Source organism: Methanococcoides alaskense, from assembly GCF_027594145.1.
Taxonomy (GTDB): domain Archaea; phylum Halobacteriota; class Methanosarcinia; order Methanosarcinales; family Methanosarcinaceae; genus Methanococcoides; species Methanococcoides alaskense.
Map to the genome: position 1 here is coordinate 503,394 of NZ_JAQFFK010000001.1, position 20,453 is coordinate 523,846.

The 20,453-nt window shown below is 42.9% G+C and carries 21 protein-coding genes and 1 tRNA gene; 13 read left to right on the top strand and 9 right to left on the bottom strand.

What is annotated here, in order from left to right; genetic code table 11:
• Window positions 1-204: 204 nt before the first annotated feature.
• The 5 genes from PBV53_RS02390 to PBV53_RS02410 form a co-directional block, all read right to left on the bottom strand.
• Window positions 205-909 (bottom strand): LrgB family protein, encoded by a 705-nt coding sequence (locus PBV53_RS02390; protein ID WP_270095576.1) that lies wholly within the window; start codon window positions 907-909, stop codon window positions 205-207.
• Entirely contained in the window at window positions 902-1,213 is a 312-nt protein-coding gene (locus PBV53_RS02395; protein ID WP_270095577.1) for a CidA/LrgA family protein, read from the bottom strand. Before PBV53_RS02395 ends, PBV53_RS02390 begins: the two co-directional genes overlap by 8 nt.
• A gap of 137 nt (window positions 1,214-1,350) precedes the next feature.
• Window positions 1,351-2,745, bottom strand: a complete 1,395-nt coding sequence (locus tag PBV53_RS02400) for a DEAD/DEAH box helicase (protein WP_270095578.1) — start codon at window positions 2,743-2,745, stop codon at window positions 1,351-1,353.
• 216 nt (window positions 2,746-2,961) lie between these two features.
• Window positions 2,962-3,561, bottom strand: coding sequence for a methyltransferase family protein (locus PBV53_RS02405; RefSeq protein ID WP_270095766.1), 600 nt, complete (start codon window positions 3,559-3,561; stop codon window positions 2,962-2,964).
• 239 nt (window positions 3,562-3,800) lie between these two features.
• A complete protein-coding gene (locus PBV53_RS02410; protein ID WP_270095579.1) occupies window positions 3,801-4,073 on the bottom strand; it encodes a hypothetical protein in 273 nt (90 codons plus the stop codon).
• A gap of 334 nt (window positions 4,074-4,407) precedes the next feature.
• Here PBV53_RS02410 and PBV53_RS02415 point away from each other — a divergent pair, with 334 nt between their 5' ends.
• The gene (locus PBV53_RS02415; protein ID WP_270095580.1) at window positions 4,408-4,599 is read left to right on the top strand and encodes a hypothetical protein; all 192 of its coding nucleotides are present in this window, start codon (window positions 4,408-4,410) and stop codon (window positions 4,597-4,599) included.
• A gap of 280 nt (window positions 4,600-4,879) precedes the next feature.
• On the opposite strand, the gene PBV53_RS02420 is transcribed toward PBV53_RS02415, so the two are convergent.
• Both PBV53_RS02420 and PBV53_RS02425 read right to left on the bottom strand, forming a co-directional pair.
• Window positions 4,880-6,043, bottom strand: coding sequence for a PKD domain-containing protein (locus PBV53_RS02420; RefSeq protein ID WP_270095581.1), 1,164 nt, complete (start codon window positions 6,041-6,043; stop codon window positions 4,880-4,882).
• Window positions 6,044-6,443: 400 nt separating this feature from the next.
• Window positions 6,444-6,528, bottom strand: a tRNA-Leu gene (locus PBV53_RS02425).
• An 81-nt stretch (window positions 6,529-6,609) separates the two neighbouring features.
• Here PBV53_RS02425 and PBV53_RS02430 point away from each other — a divergent pair.
• Window positions 6,610-7,356, top strand: a complete 747-nt coding sequence (locus tag PBV53_RS02430; protein ID WP_270095582.1) for an MBL fold metallo-hydrolase — start codon at window positions 6,610-6,612, stop codon at window positions 7,354-7,356.
• A 50-nt stretch (window positions 7,357-7,406) separates the two neighbouring features.
• Here the strand turns inward: PBV53_RS02430 and PBV53_RS02435 are convergent, their stop codons facing one another.
• Together PBV53_RS02435 and PBV53_RS02440 are read right to left on the bottom strand one after the other, a co-directional pair.
• Complete coding sequence (locus PBV53_RS02435; RefSeq protein ID WP_270095583.1) at window positions 7,407-8,051, bottom strand: metallophosphoesterase; 645 nt, start codon at window positions 8,049-8,051, stop codon at window positions 7,407-7,409.
• Window positions 8,052-8,073: 22 nt separating this feature from the next.
• Window positions 8,074-8,853 carry a TIGR00266 family protein gene (locus PBV53_RS02440; RefSeq protein WP_270095584.1) on the bottom strand — a complete coding sequence of 260 codons (780 nt, stop codon included), beginning with the start codon at window positions 8,851-8,853 and terminating at the stop codon, window positions 8,074-8,076.
• A gap of 332 nt (window positions 8,854-9,185) precedes the next feature.
• On the opposite strand from PBV53_RS02440, the gene PBV53_RS02445 reads away from it, so the two are divergent.
• From PBV53_RS02445 to PBV53_RS02495, 11 genes are all read left to right on the top strand, one after another.
• Window positions 9,186-9,686, top strand: coding sequence for an META domain-containing protein (locus PBV53_RS02445; RefSeq protein ID WP_270095585.1), 501 nt, complete (start codon window positions 9,186-9,188; stop codon window positions 9,684-9,686).
• Window positions 9,687-10,004: 318 nt separating this feature from the next.
• A complete protein-coding gene (locus tag PBV53_RS02450) occupies window positions 10,005-11,030 on the top strand; it encodes a DUF21 domain-containing protein (protein WP_270095586.1) in 1,026 nt (341 codons plus the stop codon).
• 225 nt (window positions 11,031-11,255) lie between these two features.
• Entirely contained in the window at window positions 11,256-11,864 is a 609-nt protein-coding gene (trmY, locus tag PBV53_RS02455; RefSeq protein ID WP_270095767.1) for a tRNA (pseudouridine(54)-N(1))-methyltransferase TrmY, read from the top strand.
• Between the two features lie 23 nt (window positions 11,865-11,887).
• Complete coding sequence (locus PBV53_RS02460; protein WP_270095587.1) at window positions 11,888-13,180, top strand: tRNA pseudouridine(54/55) synthase Pus10; 1,293 nt, start codon at window positions 11,888-11,890, stop codon at window positions 13,178-13,180.
• 65 nt (window positions 13,181-13,245) lie between these two features.
• Window positions 13,246-13,539, top strand: a complete 294-nt coding sequence (locus PBV53_RS02465) for a 50S ribosomal protein L21e (protein WP_011499005.1) — start codon at window positions 13,246-13,248, stop codon at window positions 13,537-13,539.
• A gap of 149 nt (window positions 13,540-13,688) precedes the next feature.
• On the top strand, window positions 13,689-14,042 hold the full coding sequence (locus tag PBV53_RS02470) for an RNA polymerase Rpb4 family protein (protein ID WP_270095588.1): 354 nt from the start codon (window positions 13,689-13,691) through the stop codon (window positions 14,040-14,042).
• Between the two features lie 79 nt (window positions 14,043-14,121).
• On the top strand, window positions 14,122-14,718 hold the full coding sequence (locus PBV53_RS02475; RefSeq protein WP_270095589.1) for a DUF655 domain-containing protein: 597 nt from the start codon (window positions 14,122-14,124) through the stop codon (window positions 14,716-14,718).
• Window positions 14,719-14,736: 18 nt separating this feature from the next.
• A complete protein-coding gene (rsmA, locus tag PBV53_RS02480) occupies window positions 14,737-15,549 on the top strand; it encodes a 16S rRNA (adenine(1518)-N(6)/adenine(1519)-N(6))-dimethyltransferase RsmA (RefSeq protein WP_270095590.1) in 813 nt (270 codons plus the stop codon).
• A gap of 4 nt (window positions 15,550-15,553) precedes the next feature.
• On the top strand, window positions 15,554-16,162 hold the full coding sequence (locus tag PBV53_RS02485) for a HemK2/MTQ2 family protein methyltransferase (protein WP_270095591.1): 609 nt from the start codon (window positions 15,554-15,556) through the stop codon (window positions 16,160-16,162).
• A 149-nt stretch (window positions 16,163-16,311) separates the two neighbouring features.
• Window positions 16,312-18,237, top strand: coding sequence for a hydantoinase/oxoprolinase N-terminal domain-containing protein (locus tag PBV53_RS02490; protein WP_270095592.1), 1,926 nt, complete (start codon window positions 16,312-16,314; stop codon window positions 18,235-18,237).
• Between the two features lie 266 nt (window positions 18,238-18,503).
• A complete protein-coding gene (locus PBV53_RS02495) occupies window positions 18,504-20,435 on the top strand; it encodes a hydantoinase/oxoprolinase N-terminal domain-containing protein (protein ID WP_270095593.1) in 1,932 nt (643 codons plus the stop codon).
• Window positions 20,436-20,453: the final 18 nt, after the last annotated feature.

Genomic DNA, 20,453 nt, shown 5'->3' on the forward strand with positions numbered 1-20,453 from the left:
TGATTTTGATATACAACCTGGTAACAAAAAAGAATTTGACTTCGTCTAGATATTATTTCCTAGAACCGAATTATCATATATATATTTAATCATAAAAAGTTTCATGAGCATGTTTCCAACAAAAAACATAAGTTGATGAATTTAACGTATTGGTATAACCAGTTTCACTTATCTTAATCAAGATCGGAAAGCTACTAAATTATCTCACATAAGTATCTTGGCCAGTATTGGAGCAAGGAAAACTGTAACCAATCCGGCAATGCTAATTGCCATCCCGCTCATGGCTCCCTCGGTCTCCCCCATCTCAACAGCCTTGGTCGTACCGAGGGCATGGGACGAGGTTCCTATGGCAATTCCCACTGCCACTTTATCGTTTATTCTGAACAACTTACATACCAGAGGACTCAGTAGAACACCTGCTATTCCTGTGAATACTATGGCTGCAACAGTTATGGATGGTATACCTCCAAGCTGGTTTGATATCTCTATTCCGATTGGTGTTGTAACAGATTTAGGTATCATGGATAGGCTTAACAGCTCATCAAGCCCGAACATCCTGCACATGACGATTATGCTTACAATACCTGCTGCAGAACCTACACTGATCCCTGCAAGTATTGGAATTACATTCTCCTTAAGAAGACTGATCTTCTTATACAGGGGCACAGCCAGGATGACTGTAGCAGGCCCAAGGAAGAAAGATATGTATTGCCCTCCCCTGTTGTAATCATCAAAGGTTATGTGTAAGCTCAGCAGAAGACCAATTATCATCAGCATGCTCAGTACTAGTGGGTTCAGTAGGGGGGAACCTGTTTTTTTGTAGAGTAGGTTGCCTGCATAGAATGTTATTATGGATATCCCTATGCCAAAGACCGGCGATCCCACCAGATAGGGCGCAAGTTCACTCAACAGATCGTCTCCTTTTGATCAGTATCTGTACCGTCATACCGGTCACCACTGTAATGATGAAGGTCGAGATCACGGATATGAAAAGCAGGGCAGTCCATTTTCCTTCAAGTATGGAAAAACAAGTTATCAGTCCCACAGCTGCCGGTATGAAAAAAAATGAGAGATGCTTTAGCAGGAAGTTGCTTACATCTTCGATCATGGATAGTTTTAGGATACCAGTTACCAGAAGGACCAGTAATAGCATCATTCCCAGTATATTTCCGGGAATCGGAAGGTTGAGATAATTATGGAGGATATCTCCCATAAAGCATATGGAGAGAATTATAACTAACTGGATGATATACCTAATTGGGATCATTTTCGTTTTTTTGGAGTAAGGTCAGTAGCAGACAGTAGCATTTTCAGTTCATGAATAGATCCATGAACTGAAAAAATGCTCAATTACTGACTGCTTTTGGGCTTACCTGAGCCTCGACCAGAATTTCGACCTGAGTTTTTCTTGGAGGTAGTACTCTTAGCCTGGCCTCCATTGGTGTTCTCTGATCGTCCACCTTTATTTTTACTATCTTTATTAGCACTACTACTTCTACCGCCTTTGCCTTCTCCTTTTTTGCCCCTGCCTCTTTTAGGTCCGGCGCTTCCTGTTCGTCCTCTCTGTTGCTTGGGAGCTGGCTTTGCTGCGTCCCCCGTGGCATTCTTCGCTTTTTCGGAATGGTAATTATGCTCAGCGACCTCGATCTCCATGTCGGTGAGCTTTTCGATATCACGCAGGAAATCCCGCTCATCGGCTGCACAGAATGAGTATGCTGTTCCCTCAGCTCCTGCTCTTGCTGTACGTCCTATTCGGTGTACGTAGCTTTCAGGGATATTCGGCAGGTCATAGTTTATTACGTGTGATATGTCCTCGATATCAATTCCTCGAGCAGCTATGTCTGTTGCAACCAGTACACGCAGTTGTCCGGACTTGAAATTCTGAAGTGTTTTTGTGCGGTGGGTCTGGGACTTGCTGCCATGAATAGCACCTGCATTTATATTGCTCTTGTTTAGCATCTCAGTGACCTTATTGGCACGGTGCTTTGTACGTGTGAATACAAGGACACAGTCCAGATGCTTACCTCTTAGTAAATGCAAAAGTAATTCGTTCTTGTTATCCGTATCCACGAAAAAGATGAACTGCTCTATGCGCTCAACAGTTGTTGCCTGCGGGGTAACCTCTACCTGTGCAGGATTGCTGAGCATCTTCCTGGCAAGTGTGGATATCTCCGGGGACATGGTGGCTGAATAGAAAAGGGACTGACGCTTTTTTGGCAGCATATCGACAATTTTGTTCACATCGTTGAGGAAACCCATGTCAAGCATCCTGTCCGCTTCATCAAGGACAAAATACTCCACACTGGAAAGCCTAATATGGCCTTGTTGAATCAGGTCCAGCAGTCTGCCCGGGGTTGCTACAAGGCAATCCACACCCTTTGAGAGAGCTCTTACCTGTGGTGTCTGTCCAACTCCTCCGAATACAACTGTATGCTTGTAACGGGTGTGTTTGCCATACGTGGCAAAACTATCCCCTATCTGTGCTGCAAGTTCCCTTGTGGGCGCAAGCACAAGCACTCGCGGACTTCTTGACTTCACTGTCTTGTGGGATGCAGACATATTCTGGAGAATCGGTAATATGAATGCAGCTGTCTTGCCTGTACCTGTCTGAGCGATACCGATCATGTCCCTACCATCCAACAGATGGGGGATGGATAGTTCCTGTATCGGAGTAGGTGTTGTATATCCTTCTTCGGTTAATGCCCGCTGAAGCGGGAATATTAAATTTAAATTATCAAATGACACGTTATACCTCTGGTTATAATGTAAAAATCGTTGGAATTTATCTGACCCATCTTATTGATAAGAGATAATCTTGGTGGTTAATGACCCAAGATATATAATTAATTCTTTACAGTAAAGGTGAAAAATAGGCATTCTTCATGTTCTTTAGTTTTTGAAGTCCTGTTATTCCTCACACTGATCGGGAATATTGGGGGTCAAGAGAAATTCAATACTTTTTTAATATTGTCCTTTGAAATGAGGAATTGTCCTGTGAACCCGTTCTTGATATTCTCTGTATTCATCACCAAAACGTGAAACCAGTCTTCTTTCCACATGCAGGGACCCCAGATACACGTACAGGGTGGAAAAAATGTATATGACGAGCAGATTGACGGTCATAAAAGGGGTCAGCCATATAATGATCAGTCCTGAGAGCAGGAAGGGGTCCCTTATGAATCGGAAAATACCCTGAATATTCAGGGAACCTGCTTCAGGAGTCTTTGGTGCAGACAGCTGTGCACGTATCTTGAATCTGTGGGGTGCATCCAGCAAACCTCTGGCTCCGATGAGTGCACCGATCAACTGTCCACCTACCATGCACCAGCGCCAGGGAGATGGTATTATGTAGAGTATTGGCCCCGGATATTTGTAGAGCAGATATATGAGTGGTAATACTGTTAGCACTGAGATCAGGCTGTATGCTAGCATATAATATTTTTCTGACCCGGGGCCCATTACTCGCAAGATCATGCCTTTGAAAGGTAGGCTTGCGGTAAGGCTATGAATAGCTGCAAATGCTATCAGGCAAAGAACAAGGATGATCGTGGATGAAACCAATTCCAATACTCTCCATTTTCTAATTTTAATTATATCTAATATTTGTGACTTTATGGGGCTGTCAGATCTTCAGTTGTCAACGAATTTTCTAAATATTCCCTCAATAATATCTAAATATATTACTTTATAATCCTTGATAAATATTAGAAGTTCACGTAATATAAAGCAAACCACTAAAATCTCGAAGATAATTTTGTGAGTATCCTCCGGAATTTTATGATGTGCCCTGCTCTTTCGAATCATACATTACCGTCCCCTGATCTCAAAACAACAGGAACAAGTCCATTGTATTCAGCAGCTGTCATTATCCTGACATGCATATCATCTGCCGTCTCCCATACCTTTGCAGTACGCTCTCTGTAAAGCGGATCTCTCAAAAGATGGTGGTCGTATATAATGAGATATGGAGCACTTTCCCTGATGATCCTGGTGAGGTTATTTATGGCCCGATCAAGGTTTGTCCTGCTGAGAAGATTACCTAAAAGGTAGGTTGCCGGACCATCCAGTATCAATATATCCGGATCTTCTTCAATGATCCATTGTGCATGGTCTTCAATGTTTGGTCCCTGCAGATCCGATGTATGAATTATTTTTTTACCCCCGTATTCTATGATGGTGGCGATGACCCATCCATGAAAAACGGTTTAAAAAAATAAATACTAAACGTGCGTTTCCTTCAAATTTCCCTGACATGATCTTTGTTCTATGAGAAAATAAGAGTATCGATATAAATATTCTGACCACTGGTTATGTCAATAATATATCAAATATTAATTATATATATGGGGTTTTCAGAGACAACCTATATTAGCTAATCGAATGTATATTCTATTGGGGGTTTTAAAAATGTGGAGTTATTCAAAAATTGACACCGAAAATCTGAAAGCTATCAATGAGCTGGAAAGTAAATTAGGTATAGCCCTAATTGCTTTTTCAGATGAGAATATCGAGTATGCAGACTTAAATGAAGACGCTGCTAAAGAAGTAAAGGATCTGGAAACGAAACTGGGTCTTTCACTGCTTGCACTTAAAGAATAATAAAATAGTGGATTGCAATATTTTGCACCCACTACCTTTTTTTTCAATTTTAATGATTCCTACGTTAAGGTGATGAAAATACCTTTGTTCATTGTTCAGATGATCCGCAAGATCGTCAATGCTACTGATCCCGCCCGAAAATATGTAAGTATATTTCCTGGAATGGCACATTTTCTACTACGAAAATCTAATGCATGGGGCATGTTCAGTATGTTCAACATACTGCATTATTGTTCTGTTCAATGTTTTGAAGTGATGGGAAAACAGTTTCAATAACTATTTATTTTGCTATTACCCTAACCATATCAACGAACGCATCTTCCCGCGAATTGGACATCTTTCCCCTGAATTGGATCTTGAGGCTGTCTATGTCGATTACGGCAATGCTTTCCTCGTGCCAAGTGTTTTCAGTGTCAACATTCCCTCTTAATATTGCCTTTTCATTCCAAGTAGCTCCTCCATCTGTGGACACATCAAATGCAAGGTATTCTCCTTTGTCGAGGTAGCTTTCAATATACCAGGAGAAGGTAATTGTAGCGCTTGTTTTGCCATTCAAATCTACGGGAATAGAGGTTAATGTTGCATCCGTAGCCCGGCCATCGATTCCAGCAGACCATCTGCCTTCTGTTGACCGCTGAGTTGAATCGTACCAGTCTCTTTGGCTGTCTTCAGTCCATAGCCCGTTCCATTCACCCTGCTCAAAGCTATCGTAGAATACCTCTTGTGGCACACTAGATGCTTCTTCAACTGTTACCGTTGTGGTGTCTGTATCGGTGAGACCATAATTATCCGTCACTCTCAGTGTCACTTTGTATGTATTTGGAATAGTATAGGTGTGAGTAGTGGTCTCTCCGATTCCTGTGTTTCCATCCCCGAAGTCCCAGTCATATGAGACAATGGATTCTTCAGGGTCGGATGAAGCAGAACCATCTAAGGATATTAGGTCACCTTCATTGACCTCGGAGGGACCATTGGCAACTGCCACAGGGGCTTCGTTAATAGTCAGAGTCGTATTTTTGATCAAGACATCTATGGGATTTCCAGATGGGTCGCTTATGATAACATTTTTCAGACAAATTGTTGATGTGCTTGTGGCCTGTTCCTTTACACTCATTGTGATACTTGCAAATGACTCAGGTTCTATGATGCTTGAAGGAGCCAGTATCAAACCGTAAACATTTGAAAGTGTTCCTGCATTGTTGTCTATGCTTCCGTTGTTAAAAAATGTAGAAGCTCCATTCTGGCTTAAGAGTATGCCTTCAGATACACTCTCAACCTGTATTTTTGAGTTGTCAAAGTCAATATCGAACTGTAATCCTGCAATTGCAGTATCCGGTGCTACAAACACATCGATTGTGAAGTTTTCACCGGTTGTGGCTATTTGAGTTGATGATTCAAGCGTTACGTCTGCTGCATTTGAATTGAAACAACCAAAAACAAGCAAAAGTAAAAATATAGTGATTATTGTAATGACTTTAATAGGTACACCCTCTTTATTTTAAAGGCTTGTAGATTTATATCTATATATAATTATTTGTAATTTTAGATAAAACTCTCCTATAATATTATATCCTAAACAAAATTATTTTGGTATATCTCAAAGAGAGTTCATAAGAAAGTTAAATGATCTACTTTATTTAATTTCTTAGAGCAAAAATGATTGCTTAAAAATTAACCTAAATACTCCGATTTTTTCCAAACAATAGCATTATTGAAAGTTTACGGTAAACTTTCTGCTTAAACCACCAATAACTTTCTAATATTGGTGTTTTTTTCTTTTTTAGGTATTGGATTATATTTATAGAGTTCGTTTATTCTTAGATGCCTATATACTTTAAAATGAGTGCGGGGGGAGGGATTCGAACCCTCGAAATCCTTCGATACCAGATCTTAAGTCTGGCGCCTTTGACCTAGCTGGGCGACCCCCGCATGAGAATTAGAATGGCTACCTTACGCTTTTGGTCACCCCATAATTAAAGTTAAGTTACTTAAGCCTTATTCTAATGGAACATGAAGATAACATTTCTTGGAACAGGTGTGGCGATACCACAGAAGGACAGGGTCCAGTCAGGTGTATTGATGGAGTTCGGGGAAAATAAGGTGCTTTTCGACTGCGGGGGTGGCATTCTTAATCGGATATTCGAAAGCGGAGTCTTGCATACGGAGATCGATACCATTGTGCTTTCGCATCTGCACCTTGATCATGTGGCGGATGTCATGTGTCTGCTCAAGGCCAACTGGCTCTGCGACAAGCTTGATTCGGTCATTTATGGGCCCGTGGGAACGCAGGAATGGTTAGAGCGGCTCATGGACATCTATCCGTACATGAAAGAGAAGGTCAATGTTGAGGTTCGGGAAGTTGCAGCAGGTGAAGTATTTGAGCTTACAGATGGGTGCATTGTCCAGTGTGCTGATGGGATACACAGTGTACCTTCGCTTGGATGTCGGGTGCAATACGATGGTAAGGTCGTTGTCTATTCAGGGGATACTGAGCCATGTGATTGCATCATGGAGCTGGCACAAGATGCCGATCTGCTTATTCACGAATGCTCTTTCCCGCTGGACTTTCCTATGACCAATCATGCCACACCTGATATGCTGCGACCATATCTCGAAGGGTCCGGTATCTCAAGGGTGTATCTGACACATCTTTATCCTCACATGCAGGGGCACGAAGAGGAAGCTCTCGAATACATAAAAGAAAAGTTCGAGGGGGAAGTGCATATTGCTTCCGACCTCATGGAAGTTGAGCTCTGAAAACTAGTCAGGGCATGCGTTCAATTTCAAATTGGATGAGATGTCCTTGTTCAGACCTCAATGAATGAAACGCTCACGTTGTCTTGCTCAAGCTCAATAAGGGCCGCATATCCATCTGCTGCCATACCGGGATTCACAAGGAATGTATCTCCTGATCTGGCAAATCCCCTTGCTTCGTGGATATGTGCACAGATAACCAGCTTTGAGCGGTCAATGAACTTGGCAACTGCTGCACTGCCCACATTGTCCCCTGAGATGGAGTCCAGAAGTCCTTTTGGGGGCGCATGTGAGACCATTACTATATTACCCTTACATTCACCCTCACAGGCATTGAACATGGGTTCAAGGGCATCCTCGATCTCCTGTTCCTCAAGTTCGAACGGAGTATTGAATGGGGTTGGACTGGAACCTCCTATTCCTACAAAAGCGAACTCTCCTATTCTTTCGGTAGCTTTGTGCAAATTCACTATTTCCGAATCATCGAGTACTTCGAGGATGTCCCTTTGATCGCAATTTCCGGGAACTGCAAAGACCGGTACATCAAAAACACCATTCAGTTGTTCCACTTCGCTGGAAGGGCCAAAGTTCGTAATGTCACCGCTGATGACCACTACATCGATCTCACCGGCCTTTTCTTTAATATCTTCCAGATGAGAGAAATTGCCATGTATATCAGCAATTGCAAGTATTTTCATTTATTTCACCTCATATAGACCGTTAGAATTTCCTGTCGCCACCGAGAATGCCACCAAGTGCACTTTCACCTATGCCTGCAATGCCGCCTTTTTCGCCCCTATTTGAATCACTAGGGCCAATGGCTGCTGCTATCCTGTCAGCAAGGCGTGAGAATGGCAGGCTCTGAAGATATACAGTACCTGGTCCTGAGACCGTTGCCAGAACGATGCCTTCGCCACCAAAGAGTGCATTCTTGAAACCGCCTACGAACTGTATGTCGTAGTTAACACTCTCTGAGAAGGCCACCAGACAACCTGTATCAACCCTCAATGTTTCTCCTGGGGCAAGGTCTTTCTTGATTATCGTACCGCCTGCATGTACAAATGCAAGACCGTTGCCTTCGAGTCTCTGGAGGATGAAACCCTCTCCTCCGAAAAGCCCTGCTCCTATCTTCTTCGAGAATGCAATGGAAATATCTACTCCATCTGCAGCGCAGAGGAATGCGTCTTTCTGACAGAGGAAACTGCCACCTTCTGATGCAAGGTCTATGGGTATGATCTTACCGGGATATGGTGCTCCAAAGGCCACTGTTCCCTTGCCTTTTCCGTTCTGGGTAAAAGAAGTTATAAAAAAGCTCTCTCCTGAGAATGCACGCTTCAGACCTTTAAGCAATCCTCCGCCGGTGGACGTTTCCATCTTGATGCCATCTCCCATGAACATCATTGCACCTGCTTCGGCCCTTACGGTCTCTCCCTGGTCAAGTTCTATCTCAACAAGCTGCATTTCATTCCCGTGGATCTTATAATCAATATCATGTGCCATTATTATTACTCCTCTATGGGACGGGATCCTCAATCGGGAAAGTCCCCTATGCAGAAATATTGCATTTAACAGCACATAAACGTATTGTAAGGTTCACATAAGTGTCACAGTTCAGGCATATCGAAATATTGCAATATTCTCTAAATTCATAAGATCTCTAAAGATGGCAAATTTGCTATTACTTTGGAGAGGTACTTTTCATTGATTTTCACGAAAGATGCTATGAATACCAATAACAGCACCTGAAGACTTCAAATTGAACTGTAGTTTAAATAATCTATAAATAGTAACTTGATGTATTTACATTTAGAGAACCCGGAGGTTATCAGATCATGAATACACAAAAATTATTATCCATTTTCATTATCTTTGCCGTACTTACCTGTACCTTTATGGCAGTGGGTTGTACTGAAATTGATAATGAGGACGACATTATTGAGGCCGAACAGGACGAAGAAATTGTTGCATCTCCTGACGAGATCATCGACATCGAATGGCAATGGTCAGGATTGACCGAGACCTTTCCAGCTAGCCAGTCCGTAGTTCCTGACCCGGAAAACTATAAAATTACCTTGAGATCGGATGGAACCTACTCCATTAAAGCAGACTGCAACATTGGAAGTGGTGGCTACACAATGGAAGGAAATGAGCTTACCTTAGCACCAGGTCCAATAACGCTTGCATATTGTGGTCCTGACTCGCTGGATAGTCAGTATCTTTCCCTGTTGAGCAATGTAACAACCGTCTCAATGGAAGATGATCAGCTTGTTCTCGGTATCGGGGACAACGGCGACAGAATGCTTTTTGTTAAAGGAGATGTAGCAGAGCAGTGAAACACCTGCTTTGACCATATTTTTTTGAATTTGGGAATGAAGGGGATATAGTTCTCTTCATCCCGCTAAATTAATTTTGTACCTAAGTGCTCTCTGATCAAATATGACGTGAGGGAGATTCCTTAATATAACTCTTTGAATTGTAGTAATGCCTAGTATGATCTAAATTATAGTTTAAAAGCGATTAGCAAATTCAATTATTCGATATTATCATTTGCTGGGGGTATTAAAGATCACCAATTACATAGAAATAGTTTTATTTCGTGCCCCCTTATTATTGTTTAGTAATTTTTCTTACTTTGAGTAGGTCAATAATTTATGAATAATATTATCATCTGGATACTTATCGCTCTTTGTCTGGTCCAATCAGGGATCTTTTCGGGGTTGACAATTGGTCTTTTCGGACTGAGCCGTCTCAGGCTTGAGATCGAAGCTGAAGCTAATAACATACATGCACAGAAGGTCTTAAAACTAAGAAATGATCCGCATTTACTCCTTTCTACCTTATTGTGGGGTAATGTGGGTGTCAATGTACTGCTTACCCTTTTAACGGATTCAGTTATGGTCGGTAGCTCTGCGTTCATATTCTCGACAGTATTCATCACTTGCTTTGGAGAGATAATGCCTCAGGCATATTTCACAAGAAATGCTTTAAAGATGGGTGCTTCCTTAACACCTCTTGTCAAAATATACATATTGCTATTGTATCCTTTTACAAAACCTTCTGCAATCATCCTTGACAGATGGCTTGGTAAAGAAAAACTTGAGTATTTCAAAGAAACATCCCTGAGGATAATGCTTCAGAAACACATGAGGTCAGATGCAAGCGATATTGATAAAATGGAAGGACTTGGTGCTCTTAATTTCTTGTCACTGGATGATCTTAGTATAAAACAGGAAGGTTCGCTCATAGACGAGAAGACCATAATCGAAATTGATACAATTAACAACTTACCGGTCTTTCCGGAAGTCGGTACTCCGGATTTTGAGATATTGCTTCATAAGATCGCATTTCCAGCTAAAAAATGGATAATAGCGGTCGATAAGAACAGGTATCCGGTTGTGGCAATAGATTCTACCTCTTTCATAAGAGATGCTATCTACAAAAAAAATAATTTCCATCCACTAAGCTATTGCCATACTCCGCTAATCGTAAAGAGCCCTAATGTAAAGATAGGGGATGTACTCCATAAACTGAAGGTTTATCCTGTAGACTCCGAAGATGATGTCATAGATAATGACCTGATCCTTTACTGGAATGATGATGATCCTGAAAAAATAGTAATCACAGGTTCCGATATACTTGGTCGCCTGTTCAGAGGCATCGTTTACAGGGTAAGATGAAGTCCCTTCATTTTTTTGTTGAAAATAATGAATGCTTTTAATTCATGTTAATTATCAGCATTCAATATTGATCAGAGTAGATATGTTTTTATTCTATATTCATTATTATGAACCATTCCACAGTACAAATTAACTAAATAAAATAAAGCTTTGTGTTATCCAAGGGTGCATTTAATCTAATAACACATGGTAATCATCAAAAAACAAGACAGGATACTGAAGAAAATGCGAGATTTTGTGATAATAGCTCATAAGGCTTTGACAACAGGTGACTTTTCCCTGAATGACCTCCCTGGTTCAGCAGGACGCATGGATATCCTTTGTAGGTGCATCAATTCATGCCTGTTCCTTTCACATGACCTTAGGCGGGATGTTCAGGTACATCTGTTACTTCTTGGAGACCCGGAGCCCGGAAAGATCATACGCTTTGATAGTGAGCATGTCAGATATCTCAATCCGGATGAAAGGAGTGCCGGCTCACTTATCAAGAAAGCACTACAGAAGACTGCCGGGGAATATGAGGCACGCTCAACTCCAGGTGTTTTCATCAGAAGCGGGAATCTTGGGACGCTGCTTAATGAGTTCAAAGATGCAGGACGCAGACTCATCTATCTGCATGAAGATGGTGAGGATATCCGCGAGCTTTCTGACCTTACGAACAATGCTGTTTTCATTCTTGGTGACCATATGGGAGTTACCGAAGAGGAAGAGCAGTTAATAAAAGAACATGAAGCTAAGACCATCTCTCTTGGTCCGATACCGCTACATGCCGACCATTGTATCATACTTATCAATAACGAGATAGACCGGAATTTGTCAGGTAGATCCCAGTAATACAGGAAGAAGGAAGTGATCAGTTGAACGTGCTCGATATTGCAAAAAAGATCGTCCGTGAAGGACCGATATGTGACCATTGTATGGGAAGACAGTTCGCAAAACTCTCTACCGGACTTACCAATGACAAACGAGGGAGTGCAATCAAGCTCGCCCTTGCTATGGAAGGGGACCGCATTAACAAGGACGAAGGTGACAAGGGGATACTGGAAGACCTGAGCACTTCAAGTGTGAATGCACGCAAATCCCTTAGACTTAAAGGCGAGGACGAAAAATGCTGGGTGTGCCTTGGTCTTTTCGAAAAGCTTGATACATGGGCAGAAAGAGCAGAGACTGCATTGAAGGACTATGAGCATTCCACTTTTCTTGTCGGGACGAAGATGAGCGGGCTTTTGAGCGAGAATGAGGAGATCATCTGGACCGAATCCGGGACCACCTATGCGGAACAGTTCAAATCCGAGATGAACCGTGAGGTCGGAAAGCTCATTGCAGAAAGGACCGGCAAAGAGGTCAAACTCGAAAATCCAGACATTCTTGTGACGCTCGATCTTGCTGAAGAAAAAGTTCATCTGCAGGTACGTTCGGTCTATATTCTTGGCAGGTACCGGAAAATGGTGCGTACCATCCCACAGACACGCTGGCCATGCCGGACATGCAGAGGGAGGGGCTGTGAGACCTGTAACTTCACAGGAAAGCAATATCCTGAATCTGTTGATGAACTTATCAAGGACCCTGTCGTGGAAGCCCTTACGTCAAAGGACACGAAGTTCCATGGGGCAGGGCGTGAGGATATCGATGCTCTGATGCTTGGAACCGGTAGGCCGTTCGTGGTCGAAGCGGTTGAACCTATGCTCCGCACATGCGATCTTGCAAAGGTTGAAAAAGAGATCAATGAGCGTGCAGGTGGAAAGATCGAGGTGGAAGGGTTAACATTCACTCCGAAGAGTACTGTCGAGAGCCTTAAGACCGTAAAGGCGGATAAAGTTTATAAACTTAAAGTTACATTCAAAGAGCAAATTCCAGAAGATAAACTCAGGACTGCCATCAACGAACTTACTGGTGCGCAGATCCAACAGAGAACACCACAGCGTGTATCACACAGAAGGGCTGATCTGGTTCGTAAGCGAACTGTTCACGACATGAAGCTTAACGAATTAACAGATGACTGCGCAATGATCGAAGTTCATTGTGAAGGCGGCCTGTATGTAAAGGAACTGATATCCAGTGACGAAGGAAGGACCATACCAAGCCTTACAGGGCTTCTCGGTTCACAGGCTTTCGTTACAGAACTGGATGTTGTCGGGGTCGACATATAAGTCGCCCAAATATCAAATTTATCAAATACAGGTCTATCCATGACCTGAAATAACGGAGGAAAACAATGCCAACATCACACGGTGAACGTAGCTGTACTAGGTACAAATTGAAGAAGACAGTAAGGGAACGAGGTCTCTCCCCTATAAGCAAGGCAATTCAGGATTTCGAAGAAGGCCAGATGGTCCACATCGATATCGATCCAAGCGTACAGAAAGGAATGCCAAACGCAAAGTTCCAGGGCAAGACCGGTAAGGTACTTGGAAAGCGCGGAAGGGCTTATCTTTTACAGGTAACAGATGGAAACTCTAAGAAAGAGGTCATCTCCCTGTCCCAGCACTTGAAACCACAGAAATACTAAATTCAACATCCGGGCTAGTAATAGCCTGGAATTGATCTTTTATTGTCGATAGTTATATCTGTGCGGAAGTCCATCTGGCAGATAGCATTTGCTATTAATTTAGCAGGTACTAAAACGTTAAACATACTAATTCCAAAGAGTGTATTTTAATGATAGTCAAACACATTCAGAGCGAAGAATTATTGACCGTTCCTGAGGTCAAGGAAATACTTAACAATATAATGGAAGAGCGTGTGGCACGTGAAGAAGAGCTTGGGTATGAACTTCGCAAAGCTATCAACCATGCGGACATGTTTGCAAAGATGGATGCAAGCCGATCCAGAGAACTTGTTAATAAGCTCCTTGAGATGGAGAAGATGAAGCCTGAGATCGCAATACACATTGCTGATATCGCACCTCTGACAAGAGATGAGCTCAGGACAGTCTATGCAAAAGAAAGATTCACATTGACCGAAGAAGAGCTGGACGCAATATTGACTCTTGTGCTCGAGGCAATGGAATAAATTTATATCTCATACTTTACTTTTTTTAGTGGAAACAGTAAGTTTTCAACATTAATCCATAACATACTGGAGGATATCTATGAGTAAGAGGGGCACGCCGCCTGAGAAAGAGGATTATGCATGGGTTCTTGACTACCTTCCGTACGGAAGTAATACTGACAAACGCCCAGCATATCAAAAGAAACCTCTCGTACAGGCAATTGGTGACAAACACTTCGTTCTTGTGGAGCTGGTTCCTAAGGAAGGAGCAAACCCTGAGATACAGTCCAAAGTCTATGTCGGCGATGGGGATCGGGATGTCATTGATCACGTTAAACACAGGATCCACTTTGATGACCTAAGCCACGGAGCACAGCTTGAGCTACCTTTTGTTCTTGAGATCTGTGTCAAAGATCGGGAAGAGAAATTCGTTAAATTCTTCAACGATGCACATTCAATAACAACAAGACTGCACATGCTTGAGCTTCTGCCTGGTATCGGAAAGAAGCTGATGTGGGCTATAATCGATGAACGCAAGAAAGGTGAGTTCAAGGGTCTGCAGGACCTCCACGATCGTGTGGGTGGAGTGCATATTCCACAAAAGATCATCGTAAACCGCATACTTGACGAGCTTAAAGATGATAACATCAAATACAGGCTCTTTACAACAGCAATGCAGCAACAGAAGCGTGACTGATTATAAGGTGTCATTAACTTGGTCCGAAAAATATTACAAAAATATGGCATCCGCGGTGGATGTCATGACCAACATTTTTTGATCGATGAACGATCACTTGATTCCATTGTCGATCAAGCGGAGCTTTCTGAAAAAGATGTCGTGCTGGAGATCGGAGGGGGTATTGGAAATCTTACCGAGCGTCTTCTTGAAAAGGCGGGTAAGGTCTACGTCATCGAACTCGACCCTGCACTTGTACATGTCCTCAAAGACCGCTTTTCTGATAATGAGAAAATAGAGATAATATCGGGCGATGTCCTGAAATTGGATCTTCCGAAATTCAACAAGGTTGTCGCAAATCTTCCATATTCAATATCATCTCCTATAACTTTCAAGCTCTTTAAGCACGAGTTTGAACTGGGGATACTGATGTATCAGTATGAATTTGCACAGCGCATGGTGGCTAAAGCAAATACTGAAGACTACAGCAGGCTTTCAGTGAACACGCATTATTTTGCCGATGCAGATATTATCATGAAGATACCACCATCTGCATTCTCACCGCCTCCGGAAGTCTGGTCCGCCGTTGTGAAAGTAGTTCCAAGGCCGTCTTCTTTCCACGTTGAAGATCCTCAATTCTTCCTTGATCTGGTAACCGCAGTATTCCTCCAGCGCAGGAAAAAGCTAAGGAATGCTATCATAAAGGGTAATCATCTGTTAAATGTTCCAAACATCAAGCAGATAGTGGCCGAACTGCCTGATGAGTTCATGTCCAAGAGAGCCGAAAACCTTGAACCGCACGAACTAGCGGAGATCGCTAACCATATCTTTAAAATGAAAGCTACCTCCTAAAAGCATGGTGACCATAACATATAGGGATGCAGACATCGAACTTGATGAGGATGTCTACGATCCTGCCGAAGATTCATACCTGCTTGCAGATGTTGCAATAGATGTGGCACAGGATGGAATGAGCGTACTCGAGGTTGGTGCAGGGACTGGTTTTGTTTCAGCGGTCCTTCAAACCAATGTGGGTGTGGACCTCGTTGCCACGGAAATAAGCCCCTTTGCAGCCGAATGTGCTAAACGCAATGGTGTCGTGGTTATCAGGGCAGACATGTTCGGATGCTTTCGATCCGGGACAAAGTTCGATCTTATTCTTTTTAATCCTCCGTATCTTCCTACGGCAGAAGATGAAAAGGTCCCCGGCTGGTTGAACTATGCCTTTGATGGCGGTGTTGACGGACGCGAAGCAGTCAATAGATTCTTTGAAGAGGTGACTCCCTTCCTAAGTAATGGGGGAATTATCCTTATGTTGATATCGTCCCTTACTGGCATGGATGAAGTGAAAATGCGTATGCTGAAGCAGGGACTGGAAGTCGAGATCTGCAACATTGACCGGGATTGTTTTTTTGAAGAACTGATCGTACTGAAAGGCACTTTAAAAGCTTCAGATCAACTTTAATATAAACGAATAGGTTTTGCATAAACATCACACAACTCTTATATACAAGCCCTGCTCATTTATCTTAGGAAGAAGGTACTACATAATTTACCTTTTTATCTGATCTGTGAATTACGATTTTTAAGAGTTGCAACAAAGGAGTGATAAAAATGCAATACAGCATGGGCATTGATGCCGGTGGAACATACACTGACTCGGTTATAATCAGGGACTCTGACGGTGAAATAGTAGATTCAAATAAAGCACTGACGACCTATCCGAACCTTCTTGAAGGTATAAAGAACTCCCTTGAAGGTCTTGATCAGTCATATCTGGAAGATGTCAAACTCGTCTCCCTATCAACTACTCTGTCAACCAACACTATCCTCGAAAGCACCGGATATCCTGTTGCACTAATCATGGCAGGTGATTATCTCATCCCTGACACTCATTCAATAACTAATTATTTCATTGCTGAAGGTGGCCACGGTCCGAACGGCGAAGAAACAAGGCCACTTGACCTCGATGGTGTCAAAGATTATGTCCTTCAGAACAAAGACAAGGTATCAGCTTTTGCAGTCTCATCCTATTTTAGTATCCGTAACCCTGATCATGAGCTTCAGATAAAGGAACTGATAAAGGACCTCACTGGCCTTCCCGTAGTTTGCGGACATGAACTATCTCAGGACCTGGGTGCTTATAACCGTGGAATAACAGCATATCTCAATGCACAGCTCATCCCCATAACAGACCACTTTATCGAGACCATTATCAATGAGATGGAAAGAAGGCACATAAAAGCAAGGGTCCTTATGCTCAAATGTGATGGTTCCGTTGTTGGCATCGATGAAGCTAAAGAAAAACCTATTGAATCCATCTTCTCCGGACCTGCTGCAAGTCTTGTAGGTGCGGCTTATCTGAGTGGTTCGAAAACCTGTGCTGTGATCGATGTCGGTGGCACGAGCACAGATGTTTCAATGATGAGCAACGAGCTTCCTGAACTCTGTGATGAAGGTGCTATCGTTGGTGGTTGGCAGACAAAGGTCAAGGCGATCCGCATGGAGACATCAGCCATGGGCGGTGACAGCCATATCTGGATAAAGAACCAGCGCCCGAACATCGGTCCAAGGAGGGTCATTCCTTTGTGTGTTGCCGCTTCAAAGTACCCTGAGCTGATCGATAAGCTGAAACTTGCAAGGATACCTTCAAGGATGCTCTTAAGTGAAAATATACAGCCTACTAAATACTTTATACGTTCAGGAAGGGAGCCGCAGAATGAACTAAGTCCTTCTGAAAAAGAGATATTTGACAAAATGGGGGACACACCGGTATCCATCAGTGAGATCTTCATAGACAGACTCCCATCACCGGTATTTCTTGATATATTGATACAAAAGCGACTCATTCAGGGAATAGGATTCACACCAACCGATGCACTGCACGTTCTTGGCGAATACACCGAATGGAATTCTGAAGCTTCCAATATTGCTGCCAAGACACTTGGAAGAATGACCCATCAGAGCAAAATAGAATTTTGCCAGACGGTAAAGAAGGAAGTTGTGAAAAACATGGTCATCTACCTGATGTCTTATCTGCTTGAAAATGTACATCCAGATGAGATAAGGAAGGTCATTGAAGGAAATTCTCACACAAAGTTCAAGCTCGATGTTCCGGTAGTGCTTCTGGGAGGACCTGTCAGGGCATATGTGGATGATGTCAGAGAGATCATCGATGCTGAAATAATCTTGCCGGAACATTCCGAGGTCGGGAATGCTGTAGGTGCTCTTGTGGGCAAGGGCATCAAGCGCATAGAGATCCTTATCAAGAACGTAAGGAAGAGGACCAAAGCAAACATCACGATGTTCGCACCAGGTGAGATAAAGGTCTTCATGACCCACCTTGAAGCCTTCGAATATGCTGATAACCTGGGAAGGGAACTGGTATTAAGTTACATGGGCGAATCAGGACTTAATGCAGGCGATGTACGCATTGAAGTTACCAGGAATGACATTGCTATGCATGGTGATAGCTTGCCAATAGAGACAAAGCTCGTCTTTGTGGGTATCGGCACTCCGAAAAGAGAGGTCAATATCTAATTTTAAGACTGGATCTCAGCTTTTGTTCTGTCTCATGGAATGCAGGACGTTTGGACCTGAATTATGCATTGGTCATAAATGGCCAATGCACTTCCTGCATTGCAGAACAAAATACTAATGTTCATATACATCTACATTAATCCTAAAGGCATACGAAGCAATTCATGATGGCCATTTCATAAAAAAGCCATCATAACATCATCATTAAACAGAACTGGATAGCAATTATCCAAAATATCAAAATTTATCCATAGAGGAAGCAGATCATGAAATATAGCCTTGGTATTGATGCAGGAGGAACTTATACAGATGCCGTTCTTATCAACGATGGGGATGGAAGCGTAATCGGAGCCACAAAAGCACGTACGACCTATCCGGACCTGCTTGTGGGGATACAGAATGCCCTTGACGGTGTCGATCAGGAAATATTGCAACAGGTAAAGCTCGTTTCAGTTTCCACTACTCTTGCAACAAATACTATTCTTGAAAAAACGGGGTATCCCGTAGGTCTGATACTTGTGGGCAATGCTGACATACCTAAAAATTCCGCCATAAAATATTCTATTTCAGTAGATGGCGGCCACAGTTCCGGCGGAAATGAGACTGCACCACTCGATATAGATTCAGTAAAGGAGTTCGTTGAAAGTGTAAAGGCAAAGGTCTCAGCTTTTGCAGTATCCTCATATTTCAGTGTAAGGAATCCGGAACATGAGCTAAAAGTGAAAGAGGTCATCACAGAGCTTACCGGAATGCCTGCTATTTGCGGATATGAGCTTTCCCAATCACTGGGCGCTTATGACAGGGGAATCACTGCATTCCTGAATGCACAGTTACTTCCTATCACTAACCAGTTCATGAACACCGTTGTCTCGGAAATAGAACGTCGTGGCATCGATGCCAAGATTATGATGCTAAAATGTGACGGGTCCATTGTAGGGATGTCTGAAGCTCTCAAACATCCTATTGAGTCGATTTTCACTGGACCTGCAGCAAGTCTTCTTGGTGCTGCTTACCTTTCGAAGGAACCAAGCTGTGTTGTCATAGATGTGGGTGGTACCAGTACCGATGTTTCATTGATCGTTGACGGATTGCCACAGATATCCGATACAGGTGCTGTTGTCGGTGGATGGCAGACGAAGGTCGAAGCTATAAAAATGGAAACCTCGGCAATGGGGGGGGACAGCCATGTCTGGGTACGTAACCATGTGATAAACATTGGACCAAGAAGGGTAGTTCCGTTGTGTGTAGCTGCTTCCAAGCATCCGAAGATCATTAGTAAGCTAAAACAGGGGCAACCCGTTACGCGTAATCAGCTTGGTGAAAATCTCCAGCCTACTAAGTTCTTCATCAGGACGGAACAGAAGCCCATTGAGATCACACAAAGGGAAGAAGAACTTCTCAACAGGATCGGCGATGAGCCTGTTCATGTAGCCGACATATACTGGGAAAGCAGGATGATGCCTTCCCCTATGCTCCTTGACAGCCTCATTCAGAAGAGGCTTATTCAGGCCATAGGATTCACTCCAACTGATGCACTGCATGTCCTTGGGGTCTATGATGAATGGAATACTGAAGCAGCTATCCTGGGTGCTGAGCAGATGTGTATCTTCGCTGATATGGAAGTAAAAGATCTGTGTCTTGATGTCAAGAAGAAGGTTGCAAAGAACATGGCTCTGAATCTGCTTTCCTACTTGATGGAAAACGTAGCTCCTGCTGAAATTGAAAAAGGTCTTGACGGTGATTATCTTGCAGGCTTCAAGACAGATGTGCCTGTGGTGTTGCTTGGTGGCCCTGTTCGTGCATATACTGAAGATATCAGGAAGTTCGTTGATGCGAATATCCTTCTGCCTGAGTATGCAGAGGTCGGTAATGCTGTGGGTGCGCTTGCAGGAAAAGGTGTGAAGCGGATCGAGATACTCATCAGGGTCACCTTTGGTGAATCAAAATATAATCTGAAACCTACTTCTATAAGCGTATTTTCACCACAGGGCAAGCATGAAATGAAAAATTACGAGGAAGCTGTCCAATTTGCGGAAAAGCTTGGTAATGATATTGTCATGAAGTACATGAAAGATGCCCAGCTTGATGATGGGGAAATAAAGATCGAGGTCAGCAAGAGAGAGATAAATCCGATGAACACTGGCATACCTCTGGAAACAAGATATGCATTCTTGGGCATTGCTGACCTTAAAAGATAAGTCAATTCTTAAATATCA